Here is a 23,012-nt window from a genome sequence, read left to right as displayed (position 1 = left end):
GCGACATCCGGCTCCCGTCTCCGAAAGCAGTGGTCCTCCCGTGGGCCTCCACTCGGTTTGCGGATTGCCACGACGTTCCACGGAAGCTGGGCGCACGCGCAGCAGGTGAGCTTTGCGGGCGGCCCAGTCCGGCCGACCGGCGGTGCTGGTCGAGATCGACGGCACCTCGACGCGCGTGGCGGGCGGGATCGCGCTCGCCGCCGGGGCCGCGGCAGCCGCGCGGCGATTCACCGCCCGGCGCCCCGGGCCGGCGCCGCGCTGAGTGTGCTCACGCGGCGGTGTCGCCACGACGCGAGGCGGCCACGGCCGCGTCGGTGTCGGCGGTCGCCAGGTCGGCGTTGACGTGCGCGCCTGCCAGGGCGCCCGCCGCGGCGGCGGCGCCGACCTGTGCCATCAGGTCGGCGGCGTTGCCCGCCACCCACACGCCCGGCACGGAGGTGCGGCCCGCGGGGCCGGCGGCGAAGTGTCGGCCCATGCCGTGGGGCAGGTCCTCCATCGGTAGCCGCAGGCCGGCCAGGCCGTCGGTGCGGGCCAGCAACGTGGTGGCCACGGCGATGACGCGGCGGGGCACGACCTGCCCATCGGACAGCCGGACGCCCGTGATGCCGTCCTCGCTGGACTCGATCTCCGCCACGGAGGTGTCCATGACCCGGATGCCGCGGGCGGCGAAGCGCGCGCGGGTCTCCTCGTCCAGTTCGGTGCCCCGGGTGAAGTACACGAGGTCGTCGGTCAGCTGCCGGAACAGCAGAGCATGGTGGACGGAGGCCGGGCCGGCGGCCAGGATGCCGATGGGCTCGTCGCGCACCTCCCAGCCGTGGCAGTACGGGCAGTGCACCACGCCGTGCCCCCAGTGCTGAGCCAGGCCGGGAACGTCGGGCAGTTGGTCGCGCAGGCCGGTGGCGACCAGCAGCCGGCGAGCGCGCAGGGTGCCGCCGTCGGCCAGGGTGACGGTGAAGCGGAGATCGCCGTCGGCGGAGGGCTGGGCCGGAACGGCGGAGGTCACCTCGCCGGCCACGATCCGCCCGCCGTACCTGCGCACTTCCTCTCGGCCGACGCGCAGGAGCTCTGCCGGCGGGGTGCCGTCCAAGCCGAGCAGACCGTGCACGCCATCGGCGGGCGCGTTGCGGGGGGTGCCGCTGTCGATCACGAGGACCGAGCGGCGGGAGCGGGCGAGCATCAGCGCGCCGTTAAGGCCCGCGGCGCCGCCGCCGATCACCACGGCGTCGACGGTTTCGCGTGGCAGTTGGGCGGTCGCGTGCTCAGCGGGCATGGGCATGGCCTTTCCTCGTAGCCGACGGAGCCCCGGGCGGGGTCCGTCCTGACGACGACGCTAGGCGCCCTTGAGCAAAACGCATAAGATATTGCCTATGACGCAAGACGATGGTGAACTCGACAGCCTGGTGCGCAAACGGATCCGTGCTCTGCGGGTGGCGCAGGGGTGGTCCCTCGACGATCTGGCTCTCCGTGCGAAGCTCAGTCCGTCCACGCTCAGCCGGATCGAGAACGGTCAGCGTCGCCTTGCTCTGGACCAGCTCGCCACACTCGCCCGCGCCTTGGACACCTCTCTCGACCAGCTGGTCGAGACGGCCTCTGAGGATGTCGTCAGCAGCCCGATCCACGACGCGGCCCGTCAACTGATGCGGTGGACGGTGCGCGCGGACCCCGGCATCATCGTCATCCGGCAGCGCATGGTGGACCCGCCGCCGGACAACCCTTCGCGTCTGCGTGCCCATCCGGGCCGGGAATGGCTGGTCGTCCTGTCCGGCACCGCGGTCCTGCTCCTGGGAAACCGCCGCTATCGCGTGGAGACCAACCAGGCCGCGGAGTTCCCCACCATGCTTCCGCACGCCATCGGCTCAGTTGGCGGCCCGGCCGAGATCCTGGGAATCTTCGACCGCGACGCCCGCCGCGGTCATCAGACCCGCGAGGACTCCTCTGAGGCGAGCCGCCCGTCGCGCTGATCCGGCATTCCTCCAGACCCTTTCCGGCAACCGGAGAGCGCGCGGAGGAGTCGTGAAGCGAACGCGTGGGCGATGGTACGCCGAGGGCGCACTCCCGGGTTTCCCGGCCAGGATCGGTCCACGAGGACCGAAGGTTCCCTGGCCGGACGGTAGAGGAGAGCGCCTTCGGCGGACTCCACTCGTCAGCGACTGGTGCTCGGCGTGGGGCCCTTGCCGAATCCCGGCGTGTGCCGCTTCGCGGCGGCCATGCTCGTCTGCATGTTCGCGAGCCCGAGCAGCAGGATGATCGCGCCGATCACCACGTTGCTGACGATGACGCCGGTGGTGTTGTTCGGGCCGCTGATGACCCACGGCGAGATGATCGTCCAGACGCCGACGATGGGTACGACCCAGGCGAGGCCGTACGTCCTGCCGAAGGCGGAGCTGAAGCCCAGCGCCAGGAGGGCGACCAGGAGCCCGGTGATCAGGTTGTTGACCGTTATGTTGCTGAGGCCGTTGAATCCGACGATCCACGGCGACACCGCCAGATATATGCCGGCGAGCAGCGTGATCCCGTCCGTCAGCTGGGCGGTGGGATTAGCGGCGGCTGCCTCGTATCGGGCTCGCATCTCCATGATGTCCGGATGCTGCCTGATATCCGTGTTGTGCGTCATGGGTGCACCTCCTGAATGGTGGTTTCATGCACCTTATGTCCGCCATTACCCCCTAACTCCTATTTGTAACTGTCTGTCCGTAACCGGCTGAAATCGAGGTCCGCATGGAGGATGTCGAGGGTCAGCGCCGCACGTCGCGGCAGGCCAGCCCCAGCCACAGGTACGGCAGAGGCAGCACCGCCAGCCAGAACCGGTGTGCCTGGTCCCAGTATCCGAACCCGCAGGTAGGCGGCCACAGCCTGAACTGGTCCGGCAGCAGGATGGTCGCCAGCACCAGGGCGAACTGGACCACGACGGCCGCCATGGCCGCCTGCCGTCCGGGCGCGTACCGCAGAGCCGTCGCGGCGGACGCCAACCCGATCCCGAGGCACACCCCCATCTCGATCAGCAGGTCGCCGACCGGGAAGAGGGCACCCTCGGGGAGCCGGGACAGGGCGAAGCGGAAGGCCACCAGCCAGACGGCGACCGCGACGCCGCCGGCCAGCAGGCACCTCAGCGCCTGCCGTACCCAGCGAGGTAGGGCCGCCGCGCCCAGTTGGGCGGACATGGCGTCGACGAGGGCGAAGGCGGCGGCCGAGCCGAGCAGCGTGCCCGCGACGCGCATCAGCAGCAGCGCGTCGCCCGTCCCCAGCGGCTCTCCGGCCTCCACCAGCGCCAGCAGGGCCGCCACGAACGCCGTGACCATCGCGAGCGGCCCCCAGCCGATGGCCCTGGCCAGCGGCCCGGCCAGGACGACGGCCGAGCGCCACCGGGCAGGGGCGGGAGTACGCACCGGAACGCCGCTCTTGTGAGTGGCAGGCGACATCAACGACATGGCGTGGCTCCCATCGGGGCGTCGGCACCATGGTCCACGCCGAGCAGAGTCAGGGCCTGGACGATGGTGGTGGTGGGCTTCATGAGGGTGTCCCAGTGGGCGTGCACCCGCTCGCGGACGCCAGGAGTGGCGAGGAGGAGTTCGGCGTAGGTGACCTCGGCGGCGCCCCACCTGGCGCCATACACGAGCTCCGTACGGTCGTCGATCTTGAGTCGGCGAGGAGCCTCGGGCGGGGACACCTGGCCGGCGACCCAGAGTGCGACGAGCGTGCGTGCCTGTCCCCGTACGTCGCACTCCGCGTCAAGGCTCACCTTCGACAGCGCGGAGACCGAATCGTGCAGACCGGTCGCCCAATGGGCCAGATCCGTGGCCAGCGCGGTGCGCTGGTCAGGATGCCCCCACGTCATCGGCGTCCTGAGCGGAGGGTTGCCGGAGTCTTCGCCGGTGTACCAGGTCCAGGCCGTCTGCTTTACGCGTGGCAGATGAGTGCGCAGGGTGGCGGGCAACGCGTCCACGGCCGGGCGCATGGCCTCCTCCCACAGCGGGATCCACGGCTCGTAGCCGGGGTAGGCACAGTAGGTGATGCCCCGGCGCTCCGAGCACCGGTGGGTGTCCGGGCCGTGGTAGCGGTCGCGCACCCGCGGATCCACGTCGTCGATCGTGAAAGCGCCCGCCGTTCTCTGCACGAACGGCGGCTCGGCCGCCGCGATGGCCCCCGAAGGCACCGCGACGCCCAGCGCCGCCACCGCTACCACGGCAGGCGCGAGCCGTACCCGAGGTCTCAGCAGCGCGATCCCGCCGAAGAGGACCGCGAGCGCCAGCACGTACACCAGATGCACCCCGGACGGCCGGTCGGCCCAGTCCGGGTGGTACTCCTGCATGACCGGCAGCAGCCACCCGGCCGAGCCGTTCTGGTTGTTCGTGAAGATCAGGTAGCCGAGCACGGCCACCACCATCGGGCCGGCGATCAGCCACCGCGACCACCGGCCGACGGCCACTCCCAGCGTCGCGGCGAACGCGGAAGCCGCGATCGCCGTCAGCGGTTCCCACAGGTCGAACCGCCCCGCCCCCGGCCCGCTCAGCAGCCGGATCCCCAGGTAGCCGAACACGGCCACCGCCGCCGCCAGCCCCGCGACAGACGGCGTGGCCAGCAGGATCGCCCGCGTCCGGTGCTCGGCCCGCCCCGGCAGGCCCGCCAGGCTCTCCGGCATCCCGTGCTGCCTGTCACGTGAGGCGGCCAGGCTCGCCACGACCAGCACCGCCGCCGCCAGGCAGGTGGACATCCCGGTCGCGCGAACGGGATCGACGCCCCAGTGGGGTTGCTGACCCCGGCTGAGGTACGTCTGCAACGCCAGCACCAGCAGAGTCGCGCCCCACACCAGTGGATGCCGCAGCAGCCGCCGCGTCTCGAACCACAACAACTGCCGCGTCACTCCACCGATCCCACGGGTGGCCGTCACGCCGCCACCTCCTCGCCGAGCAGCACGAGATAGCCGTCCTCGACGCCGGGCGCCGTCGCGTCTCCCGTCGGAGGCCGCTGACCCAGCGTTCGATATCGCCCGTCCGCTGTACGCCAGAACACCCTGGACGCCGTTGGCGCCTCGTCCGAGAGCCACACCTGCCCGGTCGCGACCCCCGCCAGCTCTCCTGGCGTGCCGTCGAAGACGGCCCGCCCGGCCCGCATGACGACCACCCGCTCGCACAGCGCCGCGACGTCCTCCGTCTGGTGCGTGGACAGCACGACGGTACGGCTCTCGCCCAGCCGCGACACCAGCGCCCGGAACGACATCCGCTGCTCGGGGTCCAGCCCCACGGTCGGTTCGTCGAGTATCAGCAGGTCAGGCTCGCCCAGCAGCGCCTGCGCCAGCGCGAGCCGCTGTCGCATGCCGCCCGACAGCCTGCCCGTCCGCACTCTCGCCTGTTCGGTCAGGCCCACCTCGGCCAGCACGCGCCGCACCTCGATGTGCCGCCGTTCGCGGTCGGTCATCTCCTTCAAGATCGCGACGTAGTCAACGAGGTCGAACGCGGTGAAATGGGGATAGAAGCCGGGATCCTGCGGGAGGTACCCCAACCTCCGGCGCAGGACGGTCCGTTGTACGGGGTTCGCCGGGTTCAGGCCGTAGGCGTCGATCGAGCCCCCGGACGGGGCCAGGGTGGTGGCCAGACAGCGCAGCAAGGTCGTCTTGCCGGCGCCGTTCGGGCCGAGCAGGCCGGTCACGCCGATGCCCAGGGTCAGGTCAAGGCCGTCGAGGGCGCGCCGACGGCCATAGCTCTTGCTCAGGTCCTTGATGTGAATCATCGAAAGCTCATTCTGTAGAGGCGGAACATCAGCAGCAGGGCGGCCGCCCCGTACCCGATCTGGGCGACAGGCCCGAACGCGGCCAGCCACCCGCCGGTCAGCCGGCCGGCACCGACGATGGCGAGCCACAGCCCGCCCACGGCGAGCGCGGCGATCGGCACCGGCAGCCGGGTCGACAGGGCCAGGCAGCCCGAGGCCGCGGCCAGCGCGGGCAGCAGCCAGGCGGCGCTCAGGCCGGGCGGCGCGGGCAGCAGCGGTGAGGCGATCGCCGCCAGCGCGGTCGCGACCGCCAGCACCGCCACGGCCCGGGTCAGGAGCAGCCGCGGCCCGGCCAGCGGGGTGGCGGCCGTCAGCTCGTGGGCGGGATCGACGTGCGGCCCGTACCCCAGCGCGATCCCGGTCAGCGGCAGCACCGGAGCCAGCGTCAGGAACGCGGGCAGCAGGTCCGCCTCCTGACGCGCCGCCAGCACCGCGAACGCCAGCGCGGCCACCACCGCCACCACCCAGGCCCGGCTCATCGTCGGGGTCGCGGACACCAGCCTGGCCACGTGATCGGGCAAGCCCGCGTACCGCAGCAGGCGCGCGGCCGGACTCGGCCGCGGCCGGATCAGCGCGGTCTCCAGCCGCGCCCAGGACCCCTCCAGCCAGTCCTGTTCGTACGGCACCGCCGCCCGGCACCGCGCGCAGCTCGCGAGGTGGGCGTCCACGGACAGAGCCGCGGCGGTTTCCAGTGTTCCAGCGAGATAGCGTCCTCGCAGGTCATCAGGGATATGCCAGCTCATGACAGCTCCTCACGCAGCCGGGCCCTCGCCCGCGTGGCGCGGGACTTGACCGTTCCCTCGGGGATACCGAGAAGGCGCGCGGCCTCCTTGGTGGTGAGACCGTCGAGCACGGTCGCCTCGATCACCGCGCGCAACTCGGGCGCGAGTCTGGTCAGGGCGCCGCCGAGGTCACCGTGCTCGACAGCGAGGAGCACGACGTCCTCCGCCGAGGCCGACACCGGATCTACGCCGGTGTCGCCGGTGCCGATCCAGCGGGATCCTCGGCCGCGGAGCGCCGAGACGAGCCGGCGGATGGCGATCGTCCACAGCCAGCCCGCCGGATTGCCGCCCTCGAACCGGCCCGCCGATCGCCACACGGCCAGGAACGTCTCCTGCAGCGCGTCGTCCACGACGTCGTGGTCGGCGCAGCGGCGGGCCAGCCTGGCGCGCAGCCAGGGGGCGTGACGCTGGTGGAGGACACGCAGCGCGGAGGTGCTCTGCGCGGCGATGGCGGCGATGAGCTCGATGTCGGAGGCATGTTCCGGGCTGACCTCGGGAGGAGGCTCACGCCTTCGGAAGCTGAACGGTCTCACACCTCATCTATCGCAGTCCGGCCGTGCCCCGGTTCTTGACGCGCTGGCGGGATCCGTCGGATGCCGGGTGGCGTGGCCGCTGACCCGGCCGTTCAGGGAGCCCGCCACCGTCCGGGTGGCCGCGGCCGGCGCGCCGTCAGCGGCCGTCGTCCGGGGGAGGCGGGTCGTCGCCGACCGGCTTCGACGCGCGCCAGATGTGCTCGAACTGGTCGAGCCAGTACTGGTACCAGTGCGGATCGGACTGGCGGGTCAGCTCCAGGTGCATCCTGCTCGGCGTCGAGGTGTTGCCCACGCCGTGCGTCTCCACGATCACCGTGCCGCCGGCCCGCCCCGGGTCGAACGCGACCAGGCTGAAGCCGGGGTTGTAGCCGAACAGCCTGAACTCCCGCCTCCCCAGCACCTGCCAGGACGCCATCGCGTCCATCCGCAGCAGCGTGGTGGCGATGCTGTCGGCCAGGCTCTGCAGCGGGAACTCCAGCCCGCCGTCCAGCTGTAAGGTCGCGATGCCGAGGGACGCCTCCGCGCCGGGATCGAGGATCACCACCTTGACCACGCCGTCGGGCCGGTTGAGCACTGTCGTCCGGATCGCCGCGCAGTGGTCCTCCGACAGCAGGTTGACGCCCGACGGGGCGAACATCCACACCTCGCGGCTGGCCTTCAACCGGTCCTTCAGCGGGATCCGCTGGAGGGAGGTCCGGTCGCCGAGGACGCGCTCGGCCGTCGCGCCGCCGGCGTCGGGCACGGTGATCCGGTGCACCAGCACCCCGATGCCCGCCAGCAGCACCGCCCACTTGTACTGTTCGTCCACCTTCTCGCCGACCAGCGTCAGGAGGGCTAACACGACCGACAGCAGCGCGATGACGTAGGCGTCGATGTTCCTGCGCTCGCGTACGTCCCGAAGGACCCGCCGTGCTGTTCGGAGCATGACATCCCCCATCCGAAGGTCGCATCGCCGCTCCAGCGGGCCGATAGGGTGCTCCGACCAGCGGAGGCGGGCGGAGCCCGTCAGGTGTTGCGTTCGCGCCAGAGAGAACGGTGCCGGTCGGCGGCCCCGGCCGCCAGCATGGTGGACGCGGCGGGCACCGGCTCGCCGGCCCACTGGTCGAGCCGGCGCGCCATGCCCCCGACGAACGTCACGCCGGGCCCGGTCAGCGCGTCGCTGTCGAGCAGCGTGGTGGTGACCAGACGGGCGGCGGACCGCCAGCGGGCGAACTCCGCGTTGGCCCGGATCGCCGCCTCGCCGTCCTCGTGGTGGCGCTGACGCTGCCAGAAGTCGGTGACGCCGACATAGGCGTACGCGCCCTGCAGGAGACCCGCCGCCGGCCGGGGGTCGTCGCGCCAGGGCGCGTAGTAGCGCGAGCCGTCGTCGGGCTTGGTCAGCGGGACGATGTCGAGCAGCGCCGACAGTTTGGCGTGCTGGGTCTCGTGCGCCAGCGTGACCGCCAGCGCGTGGCCGTCGGGCGGGGTCGACATGGCGACGCAGCCGAACGTCTCGCGGGAGGTGGCGCTGGACATGCCGCCGGACGGCGGCGCCAGTGGCGTGAACACGCTGATCGCCACCGACACCTGCTCGGCGACGGACGGGTGGTTGCGGACCAGCAGCCCCCACCCGTCATCCAGCAGCTCCTGCCAGTGACCGGCCTCCTGCGTGGTCAAGGGGCCGCGCAACGCGTCGGAGCCGGGCATGCGATGAGGGTCGAGGTCGTCGACCAGCACATCGAGCCGCCGGCTGTCGGTCTCGGCCGTCAGCGAGCGCAGCCCCCGCCAGCCGCGCGCGTCGCCGCCGATCCGCATGAACCCGCCGCCGGTGGTCACCTCGCTGCCGCCGGGGAAGCAGTGGACCGTCGCCACGGTGGCGTCGTGATCAAGGGTCAGCTGCCCGAGGGAGGGCAGGTTGATCACCCGGTCGATCACCGCCACGTCGACCTCGCAGGCCACCCCGGCGCGGATCGCCGCGGCCGCCGCCAGCGCGGCCATCTGCTCGGGCGTGTCGAGCGTCACGATCGTGTGGCGCGCCCAGGCGCCCACCGAGGGGTGACGCAGGACGGCGTCGACCGCATGTGGGTGCGACGACTGGATGCTGGCCAGCAGGTCGTAGGCCCGGCGGGCCTGGGGCCAGGCGGGATGGCCCGCGCCGCGAGCCGCCTCGAGGACGCCGCGCAGGAGCAGCAGATGCTTGCTGTACTGGGCGGAGATCAGCCGTTCGACTGTTTCCACCCCGCCGGCGCCCGCGGCCAGCTCGTCGAACGCCTCGGCCGGGATGCGGTGTTCTGCCAGGTTCATGATGCGTCCTTCACTACTGCGGTGATGTCACGCTGGATGGTGCTCCCGATGTGGCTGATGAGCCGCAGCAGATCGGAGCAGTAGACCGAGGGGTTGTGGAACCCGTTGCCGGGCCGGTAGCGGTGGGCGTAGTGCCCCCCGCCGCAGACCATGCCCACCGGGCAGGCCACGCAGGTGGGGGAGAGGGCGAGCTCGCCGATCTGGCGGGCGGCGACGGACGGCAGGCGCAGGACGTCGTCGAAGCTGTCGCGGGACACGTGCAGGCCCGTGCTGGGCGCGCCCGCGTAGGCGGACTTGAGGATGTCGGACTGCTCGATCTCGCCGTCGGTCTCGACGACCACCATGGCGGCCGGTGACAGGCCGATCTGCTCGCTGGCCGACGCCCCGCCGAGCAGCAGCAGGATGATCTCGTCGAACAGCCGCACGCCGGTGGGGCGGGCGGGCATGGAGTACCAGTGGTCGAAGACGGTGATGAGCCAGTCGGCGTAGGGCGTGGCCGGGTCCGCGGGCGCGCGGCCCGGTGGCGGCTGCGCCCACGTGCCGTGGGGCAGCAGGAAGTCGATCGCCGGAGGGCCGAACGCGAGCAGCGCCTCATAGGTCTCCAGCGGCTCGTTGCGCAGGTCGATCGCGCAGAGCAGACCGCGGAACAGGTGGCGGAACCGGGGCTCGGTCAGCAGCCGCAGGCCGGCCGTGACCTTGTGGTGGCTGCCCCGGCCGTCGGCGGTGCGGCGGGTGCGGTCGTGCGCCTCCTGCCCGCCGTCGAGGCTCACGCCGACGCCGATCCCGAGCCGGTCGAACAGCCGCAGGTAGGGCTCGTCGAGCAGGGTCGCGTTGGTCTGCAGGCTCACCGTGACCTCGGCGTCGACCGCGGCGCGGACCGTGGTGACCAGTTCGTCGATCTCCTTCGCCCCGGCGAGGAGCGGCTCGCCGCCGTGCAGGATCACCTCCACGGAGGTGAGGCCGTGGGCGCGCGCGTGCTCGGCGATCCGCGCGGCCGTGACGGCGACCACCTCGGACGACATGCGCCGGGGACGTGACCGCCAGCTCTGGTCGGCCATCTCATACATGTAGCAATAGCTGCACGCGAGATCGCATCTACTGTGGATTTTCAGGATGAACTGCCTGAACGGGGTCGGCCGCCAACCAGCGGCGAGCAATGCCGCCGCGTCGAGAGTCAGTGGCCATTCAGGCAAAGCCGACCAGCCTCCATGTCGAGACTCATGGGCGCCAAGCATAATCACCTCACGCCGACTCCCGAAGCATTTTCTGTGCCTGCTGGAGCAGGTGTGGCGGGAGCAGGGCGAGCACCCCGGTGATGACGGTGGCGGCGGCCCGGGGAGTGCCCGACTTCAGCAGCGCCTCGGCCAGCGCCACCTGCGCGGACATGTCGTTGGGCGCCCAGTTGAGCGCGGCGCTGATGCGTTCGATGGCCCGGGCGGGATCGCCCTGGGCGAGCCACAGCAGCCCGTCGGCGGTGAGCGCGCGGGCGACCCCGTCGAAGCGCTGGCGCTCGGCGAAGATCTCGGCCGCCTCCTGGTAGTAGCGACGCGCGACCTCGATCTCTCCGTTGGCCGCCGCCACGTCGGCGAAGATCTCGGCCGCCTCGGCCCGCACCCAGGTCTCGCCGGTGTCGGCGGCCCGTATCGCCGCGTCGGCCAGTCGGCGGGCGCTCTCCCAGTTGCGCTTGGCCAGCGAGATGCGGGCCGCCCGGAGGTAGGACTCGGGGGAGTCGGAGCGGGAGATGGGCGCGATGAGCCTGTCGTGAGCGAGTTCGTACCACCGGATGCCCCGGCGGTGCTCGGCGCGCAGCAGGTGACGGTTCTCCAGCGCGCGCGCCACCGTGTTGGGCATCCCCTGGGTCTGCTCCAGCCCCTCGTAGACGGCGTTGCGGGTGCCGTGCTCGGTGATGAAGGTGTTGCGCAGCCAGAACCGGATCTCGGCGGCCGGCCGCGCGTGCTCGCCGGCGACGTCGGAGACCGTGCGCTTGAAGAACTCGAACAGGAACTCCTCCACGTTGGCGTAGAGCCGGGCGTGGTCTTCGGTGATCTCGTGCACGTCGGGCGGCAGCGACTCCCACAGCGCGGAGCAGACGACCTGGAGCTGGACGGGCTCGACGGTGTCCAGCCTGAAGGTCGACGTGTGGCCGGACTCGTCGACGATGACGGCGGTGCGCAGGTCTTCGACGAGCATCTCGGCGGCGGCGGGTGTGATGGTCCTGCTGCTGTGCCGCAGCGGCCCTCGTACGGCCTCCAGGGCGCTGTCCGGGCTGAGGGCCCGCAGGTGGAAACGAGTCCGCGAGCCCTGACCGATCGGGCGTTCGTAGGGCAGCACGAGGAAGAGGTACTCCTCGCGCAGCGACAGCAGCACGTGCAGGCCCGTGTGCTCGCGGACGGCCCGCGCCACCTGGTCGAGGAAGACCACCCGCTCGCCTTCGAGGACGGGGGTGCCGTGGAACATCTCCTCCGCCTGGTCGATGGCCGCGAGGATCGGCACCGGGTCGCCGTAGCGGTCGGTGCGCTCGGGCCTGGAGTCGAGGAACTCGGAGATCGTCAGGCCAGACATGCCGCGCGGATCGCGTTCGGGCGCCCACGACGAGAGCAGGGCCATGACGTAGGGGTTGCCGGCGGTCTGGGAGCCGCTCAGGCGGGGCGCGACCCGCGCGACGGGCAGGACGTCGGCCCGCTCGGGGTCCAGCCGCGGCAGCACCCCGGCGTGCAGCAGCGAGGTCTTGCCGACTCCCGAGGCGCCGTAGAGCACCGTCAGGCCGGCGGCCTGCCAGAGCGTGGCGACCTCTCGGGCCTCGCGGTCGCGCCCGAAGAACAGGATGTTCTCATCGCGGTGGTAAGGGCGTAGCCCCACGTACGGCCGGACGTGCGGGGCGGGCTCTGTCATCTGACGGTCCTCATATTCTGCGCCGCAGCTCACCGAAGAATTCCTGCGTATCACCAATGAATATCGAGATGCTCCAGCCGTCGAGATAGCGTTCGAGATACTCCTGTGCGCGCACGTCGGCGTCGGCCATGGACGTGTTGAGATCGGGCATGAGCTGCACGCTCACATGACGCCGTCTCCTGTTGATCGGCATGCTCCTGATCAGGCCGTGGAAGAGCACCCGGAAGTTCCAGTCCTGGAGGCTGTAGCCGACGAAGAGCAGCGGGCGGGCGGTCATGGCGGCGAGCACGGTGGCCGGCAGCGACAGGCGGGCCCCCGAGGCGCGCGCCTCGACCAGGTTGACCAGGTAGGTCAGGTAGTCGTCCTCGGTCAGCACCAGGGAGGCGGGATCGTCCCAGTGGCCGTGCAGGTGGTAGATCAGCGGCTGCTGGTCGCTCGGCTCGTCGATGGGGGACTCGTCGTCCGTGATGTCCCACCAGGTCGAGGTGTGGCTGGTCGGATCCTTGTGGCTGGTCCGGGCGTGTCGCAGGGCGCGCATCATGAGGTCGTCGTAGTTGGTGGTGAGGAACGTCTCGATCGGGAACTCGGCGAGCACCTCGTGCGGGTCGATCGCCGGGACGGTGGAGCGGGGCACGTACTCCTTGAGAAAGGTGCAGACCTCGTGCTTCAACTCCACCGTGTCCTGGCTGACCGACGCGGCGTACTGCATGACGCGGGCGAGATTATCCGGATCGGCGAACGGATATGTGTAGCGCTCGGCGAAATATAAACTCAACTCACTGCCGATGGGAAGTCGTCCGAAACCCGCCCCCGCACCAAGAAGGGGTGTGCAGTCACCCCGATGGAGCTGTTTGGCGAGCCGGTCCCAGTCCGCATCCCTCACGCGTCATCCCGACCATTGCTGTCCAGAGAGAATCCAGTGCTGTCGCAATAGTTTCGTCCGTCATGGTTAGAGCGTGTCAAGGCCGTTCAAAGCGCGGACTGAAAGCCCGCCACGGGACCGGAGCCGGCCTCCTCGACCAGACGGCGCAACGCCGTCGCCAGGCTCGACTGGTCGAGCGCGTCGAGGTCGCTCAGGCTCATCCCGCTCACGTCGATGAGGCCGCCACCGTATTCGCCTGCGCTTTTCTCGCCCATAGCTCTCCTCGACCTGTAAAGATGTCCACGCGGATCTCATCTTCGCACGGCCGATGGTGACATGGCGATAGTGGCCGGCTCAACAGGGTTCACCGAAGATGACGTGAAGTCTAAGCTGATCTAAAAGACTCGGTTGAGTTGGGGCAGTATCGTGTCGATTTCGCACTATTCGCCGGACTCTGGACATGTTCCTGCCATCTGGGGACGGGTGCCACAGAAGAACAAGAACTTCACCGGGCGGACCGACCTGCTAGAAAAGCTGCGTTCGGGCCTCATGTCCGATGTGACCGCGGTGGTGCCGCACGCCCTCCACGGGCTGGGCGGCGTCGGCAAGACGCAGCTGGCGATCGAGTACGCCTACCGCTTCCGCCGCGACTACGACCTCGTCTGGTGGATTCCCGCCGACCAGCCGATGCTGGTCAAGTCCTCGCTCGCCGGGCTCGCCCGGGAGCTGCGCCTGCCGATCAGCGCGTCCGCCGGCGTCGAGGACGCCGTCGAGGCCGTGCTCGACGCCCTTCGCCGCGGCGAGCCGTACGCGAAATGGCTGCTGATCTTCGACAACGCCGACGAGATCGACGAGATCAACTCCATCGTGCCCCGAGGGCCGGGCCACGTGCTGATCACCTCGCGCAACCACGGCTGGCAGGGCGTGGCCGAGACCGTCGCGGTCAACGTCTTCCCGCGCGAGGAGAGCGTCGAGTTCCTGCTGAAGCGGGTGCCGCGCGGGATCAGCGGCGACGAGGCCGATCAGCTGGCCGACGCGCTCGGCGATCTGCCGCTGGCGCTGGAGCAGGCGGGCGCGCTGCAGGTCGAGGCCGGGATGTCGGTCGCCGACTACCTGAGGCTGCTGGAGGAGCAGACCACCCGGCTGCTCGGGGCCAACAAGCCGGCCGACTATCCGCTGTCGATGTCGGCGGCCTGGGCGTTGTCGGTGTCGCAGCTCACCACGAAGATGCCCGTGGCGGTCGAGCTGCTGCGCTGCTGCGCGTTCTTCGGGCCCGAGCCGATCCCGCGTGACCTGTTCGACCGGCTGCCGCCCGAGTTCGCCGGCCGGTCGAGGCTGGCCGAAACGCTGGCCGATCCCATCCAGACCAGTCGCGTCCTGCGCGAGCTCGGCCGCTACGCCCTGGTTCGCATGGACTCCGAGAACCGCACGCTCCAGGTGCACCGGCTGGTGCAGGCGCTGCTCCGCGACGAGCTGCCGCCCGCGGAGCGCACCGCGATGCGGCGCGAGGCGCACCTGCTGCTGGCCTCCGCGGCGGCGCCGTACGAGCCGGACGACATCGCCGCCTGGCCCCGCTACGGCGGCCTGCTCGGGCACGTCACGCCGTCGCTGGTCGAACGCAGCCGCGACCCGCACATCCGCGAGTTCGCCCTCGACATCGTGCGCTACCTCTACTCCTCGGGCGACTTCAAGTCGGCGCGCGAGCTCGTCGAGCGCTTCATCGCGCAGTGGCGCGCCGACAGCGGCGACGAGGACCAGGGCGTCCTGTCGGCCGAGCGTCACCAGGCGATCATCATCCGCGAGCTGGGCAACATCCAGGAGTCGTTCGAGCTCAACCAGCGGACCATGGGGCGGATGCGCGAGATCCTCGGCGAGGACCACGAGGAGACGCTGCTGCTCATCAACAGCCACGGAGCCGACCTGCGCTTCCGCGGCGACTTCGCGGCGGCGCTCGAACACGACATCGACTCACTGCGCCGGCACGAGACCGTCTTCGGCCCCGAGCACCGCCGCACCCTGCGCGCGATGAACAACCTGGCGCTCGACTACCTGCTGCTCGGCGAGTACGGGACCGCCCGCGACCTGCAGGCCCGGGCCTTCGCCCTGCAACGGCAGGCCGGATCCGGGGCGAGCATCGTCAACGTGCTGGCCTCATGGAACGGCCTGGCCCGGGTGGTCAGGCTCAACGGCGAATACCGGGAGGCCTGTGACATCGGCGAGGACGCCTACGAGTTCGGCGTGGAGCAACTCGGCGCCGAGCACCCGTGGACCCTGCGCACCGCCAAGGACCTGTCCATCGCCAAGCGGCGGGCCGGCCTGGGCGACGAGGCTCTGGACCTCGCCCAGCGCACCTTCGAGCTGCAGGTCCGGGGCACCGGCCTCGACCACCCCGACACGCTCGCGGCCGGCCTGTGCCTGGCCAACGCGCAGCGGGCCGCGGGCGACGTCGGCGAGGCGCTCAACCTGCTGGCGGACATGACGCCGCGCTACCCGCTGATGTACGGCGACGAGCACCCGTTCAAGTTCGGCTGTGACACCAACCTCGCCCTGCTGCTGCGGATCAACGGGCGCGCGGAAGAGGCGGTGGACCTCGACAGGCGGGCGCTGGCGGGCCTCGACCGGAGGCTGACCCGCGAGCACCACTTCACGCTCACCTGCGCCATCAACCTGGCCAGCGACCTCGCGGCCGTCGGCGAGTACGAACAGGCCCGCAGACTGGGGGAGAGCACGCTCGACCGGCTGCGCGCGCTGCTCGGCGCCGACCACCCCCTGACGCTCGCCGGAGCCGCCAACCTGGTCGTCGACCTGGCGCTGCTCAACGCCCAGGGCGAAGCGGACGAGCTGAAGGCCGACACACTGGGCCGCTACATCCGGGTCCTCGGGCCTGATCACCCGGACGTCGTGGTCGCGCAGCAGAGCCGGAGACTCGACTTCGACTTCGACCCGCCCGTGCTCTGACGCGGAGCGCCGGTGCCGTGGGCGGCACGTCAGGCCACCCACGGCACCGGACGCTCGGCTCGGTCAGGCGAGAGCGCGCTTGAGGGCGTCGATGCGCCGGGCCCAGATGCGCCTGGACAGTGCCGCCTCGGCGGCGAACGTCTCCGAGGCGTGGTAGCTGCCCGGGTTGACGTGCAGCTCGGTCGGGATGCCCGCCCGCATCAGCCGCTGCGCGAACGCGATGTCCTCGTCGCGGAACAGGTCGACGGTGCCGACGTCGATGAAGGCCGGGGGAAGGCCGGACAGGTCCTCGGCGCGCGTGGGCGCCGCGTACTGGTCAGGGTCCTTGCCGCCGAGGTACCAGGCCCAGGCTTCGATGTTGCCGGCGCGGTCCCAGATGCCGACGTCGGTGATCTCGTGGCTCGACGGCGTCTCGTTGCGGTCGTCGATCATCGGGTAGATCGGCATCATGAACGTGAGCGCGGGCCCGCCGCGGTCGCGCGCCAGGAGCGCGGTGCCGATGGTCAGCCCGCCGCCGGCGCTGGCGCCGTAGATCGCCAGCCGGCCCGGGTCGATGCCCAGGTCGGCCGCGTTCTTCGCGGTCCACACCAGCCCGGCGTAGCAGTCCTCGACCGGGGCCGGATGGGGGTGCTCGGGGGCCAGGCGATACTCGACGGAGACGACGACGGCGCCGACCTGGTCGCAGATCATCGTGGCGTTGGCGTCCTCCCCGTCGATGTCACCGAGGATCATGCCGCCGCCGTGGATGTAGTAGATGCCGGGCAGCGTGCCGGACGCGCCGACCGGGCGGTAGATCCGCACCGTGATGTCGGGCTCCCCGTCAGGGCCGGGGACGGTGCGGTCCTCCTTGGTGACGTTGGGGTTCTCGGGCACTTCGAGGGCGGCCATCATGCCCTGGACGGTGGCTCGGCGCTGGACGATGTCGGGGATGGCGTTGAAGCCGCCGGGCAGCATGCCGAGCAGCGCGTCCAGGGGAATGCGGCTCTCGGGGTCGATCAGGTCACGACGGGACATGGAGTCCTCCAGGGGGGTCATGGATCCGGTGCTCGTGGGGTGCCGCGCACGGGGGTGGAGGTGGTCGTCTTCAGCGTCACCGGGTGACCGCCCGGCGGCAAGGGGCGATCACCTCCGAGGACGCGGGCGGTCAGGTGGACAGGGCGAAGCCCTTGTAGCCCTGGGCGGCGACCTCGTCACACGTCTTGCGGTACTCCCCGACGCCGCCGGCGTACGGCATGAAGACCTGCGGCTTGCCCGGCACGTTGGCGCCCATGTACCAGGAGTTGGCCTTGGGATAGAGGGTGGCGCCGGCGATGAGGTTGACGTGGTCCACCCAGGCGTCCTGGGCCTCCTCGGTGGGTTCGATCGTCCTGAGCCCCTGCCGGTCGAGGTGCTCGATCGCGTCGATCACCCAGTCGACGTGCTGTTCGATCGAGACGACCATGTTCGAGAGCACCGACGGGCTGCCCGGGCCGGTGATCATGAACAGGTTCGGGTAGCCGGCGGAGCCGATCCCGAGGTACGTGCGGGGGCCGGCGCTCCACGCCTCCTTGAGCGAGGCGCCGCCCCGGCCGCGGATGTCGACGTTCGTCAGCGCCCCGGTCATCGCGTCGAACCCCGTCGCGTAGACGATCGCGTCGAACGCGTACTCATCGTCGGAGGTGCGGACGCCCCTGTCGGTGATCTCCACGAGTGGGGTGCGGCGCAGGTTGACCAGCCGCACGTTCGGGCGGTTGAAGGTCTCGTAGTAGTCGGTGTCCAGGCACGGGCGCTTGGTCCCGACCGGGTACTCCGGGCAGAGGTCGGCGGCGGTGCGCGGGTCTCTGACGATCTGATGGATCTTGCGGTGGATGAACCGCTTCGCCGTGTCGTTGGCCGCCTGGTCGATACTCAGATCGTGGAACGCGGTCAGCAGGTTGACCAGGCTGCCGCTCTCCCAGGCCTGCTCGAAGGTGGCGTCGCGCTCCTCCTCTGAGACCTCGAGCGCGGACTTCTCCGGGATCGGGGTCGGGACGCCGAAACCGGACTCTCGCTGGGCCTGGCGGAAGGCCCGGTAGTTCGCCCTCATGTCGGCGATCTCGTCCGGGCGCAGCGTCCGGTTGCGGGCCGGAAGGCTGTAGGCGGGGGTGCGCTGGAAGACGGTGAGGGCGGTGGCCTGCTCGGCGATGACGGGGATCGACTGCACGCCGGAGGAACCGGTGCCGATGAGCCCGACCCGCATGCCGGTGAAGTCGACGCCCTCGTGCGGCCAGTGCGCGGTGTGGTAGGTGGGGCCCTCGAACCGGTCGAGGCCGGGGATCTCCGGCAGCTTCGAGGACGACAGGCAGCCGGTGGCCATGACGAGGAAACGGGCGGTGACCTCGTCCCCGTGCCCGGTGCGCACCAGCCAGGTCCTGGCCTGCTCGTCGTAGGAGGCGGCGGTGACGCGTGTTTCGAAGAAGATGTCCCGGCGCAGGTCGAACCGGTCGGCGACATGCCGCGCGTAGCTCAGGATCTCCGGCTGGGTCGGGTAGCGCTCCTGCCACTCGTACTCCTGCTCCAGCTCCTCCGAGAACGAGTAGGAGTAGGCCAGGCTCTCCACGTCCACCCGGGCGCCCGGGTAGCGGTTCCAGTACCAGGTGCCGCCGACGTCGCCGCCCGCCTCGAACACGATCGCGGACAGGTTCAGCTCGCGGAGTCGGTGCAGCAGGTACATCCCGGAGAAGCCCGCGCCGACGACGGCGACATCGACGGAGGAGGGCACGGTGGGGGAGGCGGGTTGCGGGTCGTGGCTGGGTGCGGACATTCGTCCTCCTGGGTGAGGTGGAGTCATGCGTCGGTGGTGCGGCGCGGGCGCGGCGGTCTCACGGCGCCACCCGGCCGTGAGGGGTGCGGGGCATCGCCCCGCGGAGGGGTGGGAGAGGCCCGCGGAGGGGAGCCGTCTTCTGGAGATCTGGCCCCTGTCGCGCGGCACGTCGTGCCGGGAGGTGGGGCGGGCGCCCTGCGCTGCGGTGATCAGGGCGAACATCACGCACATGTCATCTGAGTGCCATGAATGTAAAATGCATTCTGCATTACGTCAACAGTCCCGGAACCCGCGATGTGAACGACTAACGGCCAGCCGGCGGGGCGGACCATGCCGGTCAAGAACTCGTAGGATGGCCGCGTCAGATTCCTCCGAGCGAGGGCGTCGCCATGTCCTTTGCGGTACCGCTGACGCGGAAAGAAGCGGTCCTGCGGCAGCTGCGCGAGGAGATCGTCAGCGGTCTGCTGAAACCGGGCGCGTTGATCAAGGACGCGGAGATCGCGGCCCGGCTCGGCGTGAGCATCACCCCGGTGCGCGAAGCGATCACCCAGCTCGCCGCCGAGGGACTGATCGACATCTCGCCCAACCGGACCCGGCAGGTCACCCAGGTGACCCAGAAGAGCGCGCTCGAGCTGATCGACGTGATGATGGTGCTGGCCTGCGCCGGTTTCGAGTGGGGCGTGGACAACATCACCGACGAGCACCTCGCCGCCCTGCGCGTCAAACTCGACGAGTTCGCCGAGGGGCTGCGGCAGGGCAACGCGACGGTCGCCTCAGCCGCCGGGGCCGACTTCAGCACGGTGGTCATCCTGGCGAGCGGCAACCGCGAGCTCCAGACCCATGTCGACCTGGTGGTCACCCGCACCCTGCGGGTGCTGGCCCTCACCGCCGAGAGCGACGTGTGGAAGGTGTGGCTGGAGGGCTACCGGGAGACCCTCCAACTCCTCGAACGGGGCGACCGCCAAGGGGCCGTCGAGCGCTACCGGCAGATCTACCGCGACTACCGGCGGCGGGTGGAGGCCCTGCTGTTCGACGGGGACCGCTGACGCTCCCGGCCGGCCCGATCCGGGCCCCGCCGATGGCCGGGTCGCCGAAGTGGTGCAAGGTGGAGCCCGTCATACGGCCGGTCGCGGGCCGGCCCTGACACCGCGGACGGCGGCCGAGGTGAGCCGTCGCCCACGAGGGTCTGGAGGTCCCCCCATCAACGACAAGATCTACATCCACGAGTTCATCACCATCACCAGGCACAACCGGGCCCGGTACATGCAGCACATGACCGCCAACTTCAGCCCGATCGCGCAGGAGGAGCGCCACCAGCTCTGCTACGGCGTGTGGGGCATCGTGGGCTCGACCGCTTGGTGGCCCGGCGTGGTGAACCTGTGGGAGGAGGACGGATTCGCCGGACTGGCGTCCTCGTTCCGCCACGAACTGAGTCATCCGGCCCTGCAGGATCCCAAGCTCGAGTCCTGGTGGGCGGCCGCCGCCGACATGCGCTCCGGCGGCGTCGACCGGTTGCTGCTGCCGGCGCCGTGGACGCGTACGATCGAGCAACTGTGCGCGGAGGGCGTGCGTGGCGAGGTGTACGCGCACGAGCAGATCACGGTGCCGCCCGGTCAGGCGGCCGACTTCCTGGAGCGGGTCCGCGAGGAGGCCGTCCCCTACTACGAACGGTTCGGCTGGGTGCTCGCCGGCGCGTGGCGGACCGCGCTCGGCGACGACTCGGAGTGCTTCCTGCTGTGGGCGGTGCCCGACCTCGAACGGTGGGCCGAGTTCGAGGCGGCGCACGACGCCGACCAGGCCACCGGCGGGTGGAAGGCCCGCCTGCGGGCGTCGGCCAGGTCGTTCCAGCGGATCCTGCTGGCCGACGCCCCGTTGTCCCCGATGCGGATCGGCCGCCAGCCCGGCCGCGCCGACCGCACCGGCGACTGGGCGGAGTAGCGACGGAGAGCGGCGCGCTCGGGGTCAGGCCGGGATCACGAGCGCGTCGACCGCCACCACGCCGTGCCCGCGCGGGCGCACCAGCAACGGGTTGATGTCGAGCTCCCGCACCTGGTCGCCCAGCTCCAGGGCCAGCGTCTGCAGGCGCATGACCGTGTCGGCGAGCGCGTCGAGGTCGCCCGCCGGTCGTCCGCGGACGCCGCCGAGCACCGCCGTCGCCCGGGTCTCCCCGATCATGCGCAGCGCCTCGGAGCGAGAGTACGGCGGCACCCGGAACGACACGTCGCCCAGGATCTCCGTGAGCACACCGCCCAGGCCGAACGTGACGGTCGGGCCGAAGGGCGGCTGGTGGCTGACGCCGAGGATGATCTCGGCCACGGCGTCGGTGACCTGGGGCTGCACCACGACGCCGGTCAACCGCAGGCCCGGCGCCGCGCCGGCGTCGGCGACGATCCGCGCGTAGGCCTCGCGTACCTGGGCGGGGCCGCCGACTCCCACGTGCACCAGCCCGAGGTCGGACTTGTGGGCGAGGTCGGTGGCGAGCGCCTTGAGGACGACCGGGTAGCCGAACCGGTCCGCCGCCTCGACCGCCTCGTCCGCCGACGCGGCGACCGTCTCCTCCACCACCGGGATGCCGTACTCGCGGAGCAACCGCTTGGCCGCCACCTCGTCCAGGGCGGAACCGGAACCGGTGCCGGTGCCCGAGCCGGTGCCGGTGCCGAGCAGCCGCCGCGCGCCGGCGGCGGCGGGGGAGGCCTCGCGCGGCACGTCCGCGAACGGGCTGCGGTAGTCGCGGTGCAGGGCCCAGAAGTCCGCCATCGCCCGGATGCCGCGGACGGCGGTGCGGAACGAGTGGAACACCGGGATGCCCGCCTCGCAGAGAGCCCGGTGATCCGCGTCGCGGATCGGCGAGGTCCAGGCGACCACGATCGGCTTGCCGCCCTGGGCGTGCAGCGCGATGAGGTCCCGCGTGATCGCGTCGCTCATCCCGGGGAACACGCCGGTGATCGGCGCGAGCAGGACGTCGGTGTTCGCGTCCTCCATCAGCGCCTCGAGCACCTTGCGGCCCTCGGGGCGGGCCGTCGCCACGCCGCCGGTGTCGACCGGGTTGTCGATGTGCAGGTAGCCCGGCAGCAGGGTGCGCAGCCGGGCGAGGGTGCGCTCCTCCAGTCGCGGCAGGGGCAGGCCGGCCATGCCGCACAGGTCCGCCACGTGCGAGCCCGTCCCGCCGGACATGACGCACAGCGCGACGCGGTCCCCGGCGAGGGGCGGGGCGTGGCAGAACGCGCCGGAGATCTCGATGGCCTCGTCGATGTCGTCGACCCGGATCACGCCGGAGTGGCGGAACACGGCGTCCTGCACGGCGTCGGGGCCGGTGAGGTGCCCGGTGTGCGCTCTGGCCATGGTCCGGCCCTGGCTCGTGCGCCCGACCTTGATGCACACGATCGGCACGCCGGCCCGCACGGCCTCGTCCGCCGCCAGGCGCATGGTGCGGCCGTCGACGAACCCCTCCACGTACGCGGCGATCGCGCCGACGCCCGGAGTCCGCGCGAAGTGGGCGGCGAAGTCGGCGAACTCGAGATCCACCTCGTTGCCGAGGGTCGCCCAGGCGTGGATGCCGATGCCGAGCTCCTGGCCCTGCACGATCGGGCGGCCCTGGTTGCCGGACTGGGTGACCACGGCCAGCTTGCGGCCGGGCAGCCCGTCCCGCCACGGTTCGATGAGATTGAGGTTCGTGTTCGGCCCGATGATCCGCATCGGGCCGCGCGCGATCTCCTCCAGCCGTTCCTGCGCGGCCTGCCCCTCGGCCGTGCCGAGCTCGGAGAAGCCGGCGGCGAAGACGTACGCGAACCGCACGCCCTTCTCGGCGCACTCAACCAGCACCGGGAGCGGGTCGCGGACCAGCACGATGGCCACGTCGACGGCTTCGGGGATGTCCAGGACGCTGCGGTACGCGGGCACCCCGCCGATGGCGGACTTGGTGGGATGAACCGGGTGGACCGCTCGTGTACCCCGTGCCAGCAGGCGTTCGCGGGCCTGGTTCCACTGGGCCCGCTGCGGGCTGCCCTCGGTGTCGGTCGCGCCGATGACCGCGACGGTCTCGGGAGCGAACAGTGATTGCCAGTCGATGGCCCGCAGGGCCAGCGGACGCCCGCTGACGTCCAGCGCGTCTCCGGTGTTGCCGCGTGATCTCATGTCCGGACTCTAGCTTGAAA

20 protein-coding genes are annotated in these 23,012 nt (G+C 71.1%); 4 read left to right on the top strand and 16 right to left on the bottom strand.

Annotated elements, in window-relative coordinates:
• Positions 1–268 precede the first annotated feature (268 nt).
• A complete protein-coding gene (locus tag AB0I38_RS31430) occupies positions 269–1,276 on the bottom strand; it encodes an NAD(P)/FAD-dependent oxidoreductase (protein ID WP_358487744.1) in 1,008 nt (335 codons plus the stop codon).
• Between the two features lie 91 nt (positions 1,277–1,367).
• Between AB0I38_RS31430 and AB0I38_RS31425 the strand changes: the two genes are divergently transcribed.
• Positions 1,368–1,961, top strand: coding sequence for a helix-turn-helix domain-containing protein (locus AB0I38_RS31425; protein ID WP_358488129.1), 594 nt, complete (start codon positions 1,368–1,370; stop codon positions 1,959–1,961).
• Positions 1,962–2,143: 182 nt separating this feature from the next.
• Here the strand turns inward: AB0I38_RS31425 and AB0I38_RS31420 are convergent, their stop codons facing one another.
• The 12 genes from AB0I38_RS31420 to fxsA form a co-directional block, all read right to left on the bottom strand.
• Positions 2,144–2,614 carry an SPW repeat protein gene (locus AB0I38_RS31420; protein ID WP_358487741.1) on the bottom strand — a complete coding sequence of 157 codons (471 nt, stop codon included), beginning with the start codon at positions 2,612–2,614 and terminating at the stop codon, positions 2,144–2,146.
• A gap of 121 nt (positions 2,615–2,735) precedes the next feature.
• A complete protein-coding gene (locus AB0I38_RS31415; RefSeq protein WP_358487737.1) occupies positions 2,736–3,386 on the bottom strand; it encodes a hypothetical protein in 651 nt (216 codons plus the stop codon).
• Between the two features lie 32 nt (positions 3,387–3,418).
• Positions 3,419–4,888, bottom strand: a complete 1,470-nt coding sequence (locus AB0I38_RS31410; protein ID WP_358487734.1) for a hypothetical protein — start codon at positions 4,886–4,888, stop codon at positions 3,419–3,421.
• Positions 4,885–5,727 carry an ABC transporter ATP-binding protein gene (locus AB0I38_RS31405; protein WP_358487731.1) on the bottom strand — a complete coding sequence of 281 codons (843 nt, stop codon included), beginning with the start codon at positions 5,725–5,727 and terminating at the stop codon, positions 4,885–4,887. The genes AB0I38_RS31410 and AB0I38_RS31405 overlap by 4 nt, the downstream gene beginning before the upstream one ends.
• The gene (locus AB0I38_RS31400) at positions 5,724–6,509 is read right to left on the bottom strand and encodes a zf-HC2 domain-containing protein (protein WP_358487727.1); all 786 of its coding nucleotides are present in this window, start codon (positions 6,507–6,509) and stop codon (positions 5,724–5,726) included. Before AB0I38_RS31400 ends, AB0I38_RS31405 begins: the two co-directional genes overlap by 4 nt.
• Positions 6,506–7,081: an RNA polymerase sigma factor gene (locus AB0I38_RS31395; RefSeq protein ID WP_358487723.1), complete on the bottom strand. Its 576-nt coding sequence runs from the start codon at positions 7,079–7,081 to the stop codon at positions 6,506–6,508. Before AB0I38_RS31395 ends, AB0I38_RS31400 begins: the two co-directional genes overlap by 4 nt.
• A gap of 136 nt (positions 7,082–7,217) precedes the next feature.
• Positions 7,218–8,006: a hypothetical protein gene (locus AB0I38_RS31390; protein WP_358487719.1), complete on the bottom strand. Its 789-nt coding sequence runs from the start codon at positions 8,004–8,006 to the stop codon at positions 7,218–7,220.
• Positions 8,007–8,086: 80 nt separating this feature from the next.
• On the bottom strand, positions 8,087–9,364 hold the full coding sequence (locus tag AB0I38_RS31385; protein WP_358487717.1) for an HEXXH motif domain-containing protein: 1,278 nt from the start codon (positions 9,362–9,364) through the stop codon (positions 8,087–8,089).
• The gene (locus AB0I38_RS31380; RefSeq protein WP_358487713.1) at positions 9,361–10,599 is read right to left on the bottom strand and encodes an FxsB family cyclophane-forming radical SAM/SPASM peptide maturase; all 1,239 of its coding nucleotides are present in this window, start codon (positions 10,597–10,599) and stop codon (positions 9,361–9,363) included. The genes AB0I38_RS31385 and AB0I38_RS31380 overlap by 4 nt, the downstream gene beginning before the upstream one ends.
• Before the next feature lie 7 nt (positions 10,600–10,606).
• Positions 10,607–12,256 carry an nSTAND1 domain-containing NTPase gene (locus tag AB0I38_RS31375; protein ID WP_358487708.1) on the bottom strand — a complete coding sequence of 550 codons (1,650 nt, stop codon included), beginning with the start codon at positions 12,254–12,256 and terminating at the stop codon, positions 10,607–10,609.
• Between the two features lie 10 nt (positions 12,257–12,266).
• A complete protein-coding gene (locus AB0I38_RS31370) occupies positions 12,267–13,031 on the bottom strand; it encodes an SIR2 family NAD-dependent protein deacylase (RefSeq protein WP_358487705.1) in 765 nt (254 codons plus the stop codon).
• A 194-nt stretch (positions 13,032–13,225) separates the two neighbouring features.
• On the bottom strand, positions 13,226–13,393 hold the full coding sequence (gene fxsA / locus AB0I38_RS31365) for an FxSxx-COOH cyclophane-containing RiPP peptide (protein WP_358487700.1): 168 nt from the start codon (positions 13,391–13,393) through the stop codon (positions 13,226–13,228).
• Positions 13,394–13,601: 208 nt separating this feature from the next.
• Here fxsA and fxsT point away from each other — a divergent pair, with 208 nt between their 5' ends.
• Positions 13,602–16,076 (top strand): FxSxx-COOH system tetratricopeptide repeat protein, encoded by a 2,475-nt coding sequence (gene fxsT, locus AB0I38_RS31360; RefSeq protein ID WP_358487695.1) that lies wholly within the window; start codon positions 13,602–13,604, stop codon positions 16,074–16,076.
• 63 nt (positions 16,077–16,139) lie between these two features.
• Here the strand turns inward: fxsT and AB0I38_RS31355 are convergent, their stop codons facing one another.
• Complete coding sequence (locus AB0I38_RS31355; RefSeq protein ID WP_358487690.1) at positions 16,140–17,090, bottom strand: alpha/beta hydrolase; 951 nt, start codon at positions 17,088–17,090, stop codon at positions 16,140–16,142.
• A gap of 130 nt (positions 17,091–17,220) precedes the next feature.
• Positions 17,221–18,858, bottom strand: a complete 1,638-nt coding sequence (locus AB0I38_RS31350; RefSeq protein WP_358487683.1) for a flavin-containing monooxygenase — start codon at positions 18,856–18,858, stop codon at positions 17,221–17,223.
• Positions 18,859–19,247: 389 nt separating this feature from the next.
• Between AB0I38_RS31350 and AB0I38_RS31345 the strand changes: the two genes are divergently transcribed.
• Positions 19,248–19,904 (top strand): GntR family transcriptional regulator, encoded by a 657-nt coding sequence (locus AB0I38_RS31345; RefSeq protein ID WP_358487680.1) that lies wholly within the window; start codon positions 19,248–19,250, stop codon positions 19,902–19,904.
• Positions 19,905–20,022: 118 nt separating this feature from the next.
• Entirely contained in the window at positions 20,023–20,796 is a 774-nt protein-coding gene (locus tag AB0I38_RS31340) for an NIPSNAP family protein (RefSeq protein WP_358487676.1), read from the top strand.
• Between the two features lie 24 nt (positions 20,797–20,820).
• On the opposite strand, the gene AB0I38_RS31335 is transcribed toward AB0I38_RS31340, so the two are convergent.
• Positions 20,821–22,992, bottom strand: coding sequence for an acetate--CoA ligase family protein (locus tag AB0I38_RS31335; protein ID WP_358487669.1), 2,172 nt, complete (start codon positions 22,990–22,992; stop codon positions 20,821–20,823).
• Positions 22,993–23,012 lie beyond the last annotated feature (20 nt).

The organism is Nonomuraea cavernae (assembly GCF_040655715.1).
Lineage (GTDB): Bacteria > Actinomycetota > Actinomycetes > Streptosporangiales > Streptosporangiaceae > Nonomuraea > Nonomuraea cavernae_A.
This window is presented reverse-complemented; position numbering and strand designations above follow the sequence as displayed.

Excerpts from the sequence above, each read along its gene's own strand:
- AB0I38_RS31405 (WP_358487731.1), bottom strand. The coding sequence starts at position 5,727 with ATGATTCACATCAAGGACCTGAGCAAGAGCTATGGCCGTCGGCGCGCC.
- fxsA (WP_358487700.1), bottom strand. The coding sequence starts at position 13,393 with ATGGGCGAGAAAAGCGCAGGCGAATACGGTGGCGGCCTCATCGACGTG.
- AB0I38_RS31350 (WP_358487683.1), bottom strand. The coding sequence starts at position 18,858 with ATGTCCGCACCCAGCCACGACCCGCAACCCGCCTCCCCCACCGTGCCC.
- AB0I38_RS31355 (WP_358487690.1), bottom strand. The coding sequence starts at position 17,090 with ATGTCCCGTCGTGACCTGATCGACCCCGAGAGCCGCATTCCCCTGGAC.
- AB0I38_RS31380 (WP_358487713.1), bottom strand. The coding sequence starts at position 10,599 with ATGCTTGGCGCCCATGAGTCTCGACATGGAGGCTGGTCGGCTTTGCCT.
- AB0I38_RS31430 (WP_358487744.1), bottom strand. The coding sequence starts at position 1,276 with ATGCCCATGCCCGCTGAGCACGCGACCGCCCAACTGCCACGCGAAACC.
- AB0I38_RS31400 (WP_358487727.1), bottom strand. The coding sequence starts at position 6,509 with ATGAGCTGGCATATCCCTGATGACCTGCGAGGACGCTATCTCGCTGGA.
- AB0I38_RS31375 (WP_358487708.1), bottom strand. The coding sequence starts at position 12,256 with ATGACAGAGCCCGCCCCGCACGTCCGGCCGTACGTGGGGCTACGCCCT.
- AB0I38_RS31335 (WP_358487669.1), bottom strand. The coding sequence starts at position 22,992 with ATGAGATCACGCGGCAACACCGGAGACGCGCTGGACGTCAGCGGGCGT.
- AB0I38_RS31420 (WP_358487741.1), bottom strand. The coding sequence starts at position 2,614 with ATGACGCACAACACGGATATCAGGCAGCATCCGGACATCATGGAGATG.
- AB0I38_RS31345 (WP_358487680.1), top strand. The coding sequence starts at position 19,248 with ATGTCCTTTGCGGTACCGCTGACGCGGAAAGAAGCGGTCCTGCGGCAG.
- AB0I38_RS31390 (WP_358487719.1), bottom strand. The coding sequence starts at position 8,006 with ATGCTCCGAACAGCACGGCGGGTCCTTCGGGACGTACGCGAGCGCAGG.
- AB0I38_RS31385 (WP_358487717.1), bottom strand. The coding sequence starts at position 9,364 with ATGAACCTGGCAGAACACCGCATCCCGGCCGAGGCGTTCGACGAGCTG.
- AB0I38_RS31425 (WP_358488129.1), top strand. The coding sequence starts at position 1,368 with ATGACGCAAGACGATGGTGAACTCGACAGCCTGGTGCGCAAACGGATC.